Origin of the sequence: Virgibacillus sp. M23 (genome assembly GCF_034190895.1) — a bacterium.
Classification (GTDB): domain Bacteria; phylum Bacillota; class Bacilli; order Bacillales; family Amphibacillaceae; genus Virgibacillus; species Virgibacillus salarius.
In genome coordinates this window covers 1-1,283 of record NZ_JAWDHA010000122.1, presented here as the reverse complement: position 1 = coordinate 1,283, position 1,283 = coordinate 1, and the positions used below count along the sequence as shown (strand labels likewise).

Sequence of the window (1,283 nt, the reverse complement as noted above, 5' to 3'; positions counted from 1 at the left end):
AAGCTAAGACATCATAATTAACGGTGTTAATTATGAACAAACTTTTTTGGAGAGTTTGATCTTGGCTCAGGACGAACGCTGGCGGCGTGCCTAATACATGCAAGTCGAGCGCGGGAAGCAGGCAGATCCTCTTCGGAGGTGACGCCTGTGGAACGAGCGGCGGACGGGTGAGTAACACGTGGGCAACCTGCCTGTAAGATTGGGATAACCCCGGGAAACCGGGGCTAATACCGGATAATACTTTTCGTTGCATAACGAGAAGTTGAAAGGCGGCTTTTAGCTGTCACTTACAGATGGGCCCGCGGCGCATTAGCTAGTTGGTAAGGTAACGGCTTACCAAGGCGACGATGCGTAGCCGACCTGAGAGGGTGATCGGCCACACTGGGACTGAGACACGGCCCAGACTCCTACGGGAGGCAGCAGTAGGGAATCTTCCGCAATGGACGAAAGTCTGACGGAGCAACGCCGCGTGAGTGATGAAGGTTTTCGGATCGTAAAACTCTGTTGTCAGGGAAGAACAAGTGCCGTTCAAATAGGGCGGCACCTTGACGGTACCTGACCAGAAAGCCCCGGCTAACTACGTGCCAGCAGCCGCGGTAATACGTAGGGGGCAAGCGTTGTCCGGAATTATTGGGCGTAAAGCGCGCGCAGGCGGTCCTTTAAGTCTGATGTGAAAGCCCACGGCTTAACCGTGGAGGGCCATTGGAAACTGGAGGACTTGAGTACAGAAGAGGAGAGTGGAATTCCACGTGTAGCGGTGAAATGCGTAGAGATGTGGAGGAACACCAGTGGCGAAGGCGACTCTCTGGTCTGTAACTGACGCTGAGGTGCGAAAGCGTGGGGAGCGAACAGGATTAGATACCCTGGTAGTCCACGCCGTAAACGATGAGTGCTAGGTGTTAGGGGGTTTCCGCCCCTTAGTGCTGAAGTTAACGCATTAAGCACTCCGCCTGGGGAGTACGGCCGCAAGGCTGAAACTCAAAAGAATTGACGGGGGCCCGCACAAGCGGTGGAGCATGTGGTTTAATTCGAAGCAACGCGAAGAACCTTACCAGGTCTTGACATCCTCTGCCAATCCTAGAGATAGGATGTTCCCTTCGGGGACAGAGTGACAGGTGGTGCATGGTTGTCGTCAGCTCGTGTCGTGAGATGTTGGGTTAAGTCCCGCAACGAGCGCAACCCTTGATCTTAGTTGCCAGCATTTAGTTGGGCACTCTAAGGTGACTGCCGGTGACAAACCGGAGGAAGGTGGGGATGACGTCAAATCATCATGCCCCTTATGA

1 rRNA gene is annotated in these 1,283 nt (G+C 54.0%); it reads left to right on the top strand.

The features are described from left to right. Positions 1-43 precede the first annotated feature (43 nt). Positions 44-1,283: ribosomal RNA gene (locus tag RVS70_RS21490) — 16S ribosomal RNA — on the top strand; the annotation flags it as partial.